This window comes from Rhodopseudomonas sp. BR0C11 (assembly GCF_010820945.1).
Classification (GTDB): domain Bacteria; phylum Pseudomonadota; class Alphaproteobacteria; order Rhizobiales; family Xanthobacteraceae; genus Rhodopseudomonas; species Rhodopseudomonas palustris_H.
The window spans coordinates 1-4,902 of the sequence record NZ_QTKI01000369.1 but is presented as its reverse complement, the minus strand read 5'-3'; the positions used below and the strand labels follow the sequence as shown (position 1 = coordinate 4,902).

The following is a 4,902-nucleotide window of genomic DNA, read 5'->3' as shown; positions in this document are numbered from 1 at the left end:
GTTCTGTACTGGCTCGACCCCACCCATCTGGTCGCCTTCACCGGCGGCCTGCTGGTGCTCGGCGTCTGGCTGTCGATCTTCTACACGGTGCATTTGCGCGAGCGCGACGACCAGGGCGAACGCAATGCCGGGCTCGTCGTGCTGCTGCTCAACGTCCATGCCTATCTGCTCGGGGCGATCGCGCTGGCGCTGCCGCATTGGGTCGCGGTCGGCATCACGGTCACGGCGGTGATCCTGCTCACCAGCCGCGACTGGCTGCATCGGCTGGTGCGCAAGGTTGATACCCGCGAGATTACCACCGCGGCGCAGTTCCTGATCCTCAGCGGTGTCGTGCTGCCATTGCTACCGGCCGAACCGGTGACCTCGCTGACCAGCATCACGCCACGGCAGGTTTGGCTGGCGCTGACGCTGGTGTCGGCACTGTCCTATGCGAGCTATCTGGCGCAGCGCTATTGGCAGCGCGCCGCGCAGGGGCTGTGGATGGCAGGCCTCGGCGGGCTGTATTCCTCGACCGCCACGACCGTGGTGCTGGCGCGGCAGGCCGCGGTCAGCGAATCGTTCCGCCGCCAGGCGACGGCGGGTATCACGCTGGCGACCGGCATCATGTACCTGCGCATCCTGGTGGTGATCGCGGTGTTCAACATGACGCTGGCGCGCGCATTGGCGGCGCCGATGCTGGGGCTGGCGGCGGTCGCTTTGGCGATCGCAGCGCTGCAATACCTCATCATCAAGGCGCCCAGCGGCGAAGCCACCCAGCCATCGGAGCGCGGGAACCCGCTCGAACTCGGCGCCGCGGCGGTGTTCGCAGCCCTGTTCGTGGCGATCTCGCTGGCCTCGACCTGGGTCAAAACCGAATTCGGCACGCAGGGCATCTACTGGCTGGCAGCGATTGTCGGCTTCTCCGACATCGATCCCTTCGTGCTCAACTTGGCGCAGGGCGGCACCGCGGGAATCGGGGAACATGCGGTGGCGATCGCGGTGCTGATCGCGGCATCGTCCAACAATGTCCTGAAGGCCGCCTACGCGGTGGCGTTCGGCGGCCGGCGCACTTGGCAGAGCGCGGTGATACTGGTGGCCTTGGCGATCGCCGGCGTCGCCCTGGCGGCGTGGCTGGCGAAGATCGCGGCTTGAGCGGCGGCGAGCGCTAGCCGCGCTTCAGCATCGACAGCAGCGACGTGGTCGCTTTGTAGCTCTGCACCGCGTTGTCGCGGAATGCCGGCGTCCAGTTGGTCGCGGTGCGCTCCTCCGCGCTCATGCCCGAATAGGCGTTGAGCAGGCCGAGGCTGAAATCCGCCGGATTGCCGGAGGTCTGGCTCTGCTTCAGCGCGGTGAGGATGCTGGCGCGGTTACGGCCGTCGAGCTCGCGCTTGGCGGCGAACACCTCTTCCTGCGAGAACAGGTCGTCCTTGTTGAGCGAGATCGCCGACAGCGAGCGATTGTCGAGCACCGACAGATCCGCCTGCTGGCCGGTCTTGCGCGCCGGATCGTACACCAGCAGCTTGCCGGCGGCGGTCGCCTGCGCGGCTTGATCGTCGAGCGTGGCACGCGCCTGCTTGGCAACGCTGCCGAAATCCTTCGTGGCCGTGGTGGCGCTGCCGGACGGATAGCGCGCCAGATAGGCCGCCACCGGATCGTTGCTGATGCCGGCCGGGATCTTCGACGGATCGGCCTGCGTCGCCGCCAGGCCCTTGGTGATCGCGGCGCGCTCGGCCTGCCAGGTCGCGGTCGCTTTCTCTTCGCTCGAGGCGCCGTCGAGATAGCTCGCAGCCGCCTTGTATACGGTGCTGTAGTCGCCGATCAGCTTGGCGGTCTGAGTCGCCGGCGACAGCGCGTCGTTGAACTGCGCGATCCGGGTGGTCGCCGCCAACGTCTGCTCGGCGTCGGTGAACCGGCCGCCGGCGTTCGAGGCGATGGCGAACAGCGCCCGGCGGTCGAGCCCGGACAGGTCGATCTTCGGCTTGCCGCTGTCGTCGTACGGCGCGGTGACATTGGCCGCCTTGTAGAGCTTGTCGATCGCGGTGCGGCTGTCGCTGATCACCGCCGAATAATCCTTCGACGAGCCGCTGGCGAGCTGCGCCCGCGCGGCCGCCGACAGCGTCAGCTGCGTCGCCGCATTGCTGCTGGCACCCGGCAGCACATCGTCACCATTGCCGTTCAGGATCGTGGCTAGCGAGGTCTGCGCGCCCGCGGTTCGCGCATAGGCGGCACCGTATTGCGCGTAATTGTTCAAGCCGTTGGTGATGCTGGTCATGGCATTGCGCCCCGCTGCCGAGGAGGACGGTTAAGGAACCGTTACCGCCAGCCAACCTGTCAGGACATGGTTAACGACCGGTTAATTGTTTCGCAATGTTGCTGATCGGTGCAGCTTTTGAGGGGGACGCGGGGCTTCCTCGAGGACACGCCCTCCCCTCAGTCATTCCGGGGCGCTCCGCTTCGCCAAGAGCACTGTCATTCCGGGATGCGTGCGACAGCACGCAGACCCGGAATCTCGCAGTTATCGCAAAGGGTGACGCAGCGAGGCGCGTGGCGGTTGCCGTGCACGACCACATCGGGATTCCGGGTTCGCTCGCTGACGCGAGCGCCCCGGAATGCCCCTGTGGGGTGGAGCGCCAGACGCCGGTACCTGCGCCAAAAGCACCGTCATTCCGGGATGCGTGCGACAGCACGCAGACCCGGAATCTCGCAGTTATCGCAAAGGGTGACGCAGCGAGGGCGTGGCGGGTGTCGTTCACGACCACATCGGGATTCCGGGTTCGCTCGCTGACGCGAGCGCCCCGGAATGACGTGACGGCAGCCGCGGCAAGGAGGCTGCCCCACACCCGGCGTCATGCGCGGGCTCGCCTCGCGCATCCATCACGCGCGTTGCGCTTCTGCGAAGACACCTTGGGAAGAACGATGGATTGCCGGGTCGAGCCCGGCAATGACGTGGCGTGGCAGCGGCTGGCGCGACGGACCAACAGCCGCCGTTAGTCCTGGATCTTCGAGAAGTCCGCCACCGCGCGCGTTGCGGCGCGGATTTCGTTCAAGAGCTTCAGGCGGTTCTCACGGACGGCCTTGTCGTCGGCGTTGACCGTGACCTTATCGAAGAACGCATCGACCGCCGGGCGCAAGCCCGCCACCGCCGTCATCGCCGCGGCGAAGTCTTCCCTAGCGACGGCGGCACCGGCATCGGCCTTGGCGCGTTCAATCGCAGCCGCCAGCGCCTTCTCCTCGTCCTGCGCATACAGCGACGCATCCGGCGCGCCATCATAGGCGCGGCCGTCCTTCTTCTCCTCGATGCGCAGGATGTTGGCGGCGCGCTTGGTGCCGGCGAGCAGGTTTTTGCCATCGTCGGTCGCAAGAAACGCCGCCAGCGCCTCGACACGGCGCACGATCATCAGGATGTCGTCCTGCCCTTCCAGCGCGAACACCGCGTCGACGAGATCGTGCCGCGCGCCCTGGTCGCGAAGTTGGACTTTCAGGCGGTCGGCGAAGAAGGCGAGGAGGTTGTCACTGACGTCGTCATGCCCGCGCTTGTCGCGGGCATCCACGCCTTTCTTGCTGTCAGCCAAGTCGTGGATGGCCGGGACAAGCCCGGCCATGACGGCAGAATGCGCGGACACCAAAGCGAGCAACCGCAAGCGCAGTGAGTTATCCAGCAACAGCCTGATCACCCCCAGCGCCGCGCGCCGCAGCGCATACGGGTCCTTACTCCCCGTCGGCTTCTCGTCGATCGCCCAGAACCCGACCAGCGTGTCGAGCTTGTCGGCGAGCGCCACCGCAATGCTGACCGGATCGGTCGGGACGCGATCGGCCGGGCCCTGCGGCTTGTAGTGTTCCTCGCACGCTGCGGCGACCGACGCGTCTTCGTCCTGGGCGAGCGCGTAGTACTTGCCCATCAAGCCCTGCAGCTCGGGGAATTCGCCGACGACCTCGGTCAGCAGGTCCGCCTTGCAGAGCTTCGCGGCACGCTTGGTCTTCTCGACATCGGCGCCGACCAGCGGAGCGATCTCGGCGGCCAAGCGCTCGATGCGGGCGATGCGCTCGGCCTGGGTGCCGAGCTTCTCGTGGAACACGATCTGATCGAACTTCGGCAGCCGGTCTTCCAGCTTGGTCTTCAGATCGGTCTCGTAGAAGAACTTCGCGTCCGAGAGCCGCGCGCGGATCACGCGCTCGTTGCCGGCCGTAATCGCGGCGCCGCCATCGCTGGCTTCGATGTTCGCGGTGAGGATGAACTTGTTGGCGAGTTTGCCGGTCGCAGGATCGGCGACCACGAAGCACTTCTGATTGGCGCGGATGGTGGCGCGGATCACTTCATCCGGGATCGACAGGAAGTCCTTGTCGAAGGAGCCCATCAGCGCCACCGGCCATTCGACCAGGCCGGAGACTTCGTCGAGCAGCCCCTGATCCTCGACCAGTTCGTAATTCTGCGCCTGCGCCAGCGTCTTCGCGTCCGCCAGGATAATGTCCTTGCGGCGGGCGGAATCGAGCACGACCTTGGCGGCGAACAGCTTGGCCTCGTAGTCCTCGAACCGGCGCACGCTGAATTCGGCCGGGGCCATGAAGCGATGGCCGCGCGTGGTCTGCCCCGCCTCGATGCCGTCGACGTTGAAATGCACCACATCGGGCTCTTCGGTTTCCATGCCGAAGGTCGCGATGATCGAATGCAGCGGCCGCACCCATTGCAGCGCGCCCGGCTTGCGGGAGCGTTCGCCCCAGCGCATCGACTTCGGCCACGGGAAGGTGCGGACGATCACCGGCAGGAATTCGGCGATCACGTCGATCGCAGGCTTGCCCGGCTTCTCGATCAGCGCGACGTAGAAGTCACCCTTCTTCGGGTCCTTTTGAATCTTGGCCTCGTCGAGCGAGGCGAGGCCCGCGGCCTTCAAAAAGCCCTGCCCCCCCCCCTCCGGCCCGCCGCCC

Annotated in this window: 3 protein-coding genes; 1 reads left to right on the top strand and 2 read right to left on the bottom strand. The window is 66.6% G+C overall.

The window, feature by feature from the left end:
• The coding region (locus DYI24_RS21275) for an MgtC/SapB family protein (protein WP_164573742.1) at window positions 1-1,131 on the top strand (1,131 nt) is incomplete at its 5' end.
• A gap of 13 nt (window positions 1,132-1,144) precedes the next feature.
• Here DYI24_RS21275 and DYI24_RS21270 read toward each other — a convergent pair.
• Both DYI24_RS21270 and glyS read right to left on the bottom strand, forming a co-directional pair.
• On the bottom strand, window positions 1,145-2,251 hold the full coding sequence (locus tag DYI24_RS21270; RefSeq protein ID WP_164573741.1) for a hypothetical protein: 1,107 nt from the start codon (window positions 2,249-2,251) through the stop codon (window positions 1,145-1,147).
• Window positions 2,252-2,966: 715 nt separating this feature from the next.
• The coding region (glyS, locus tag DYI24_RS21265) for a glycine--tRNA ligase subunit beta (RefSeq protein ID WP_164573740.1) at window positions 2,967-4,902 on the bottom strand (1,936 nt) is incomplete at its 5' end.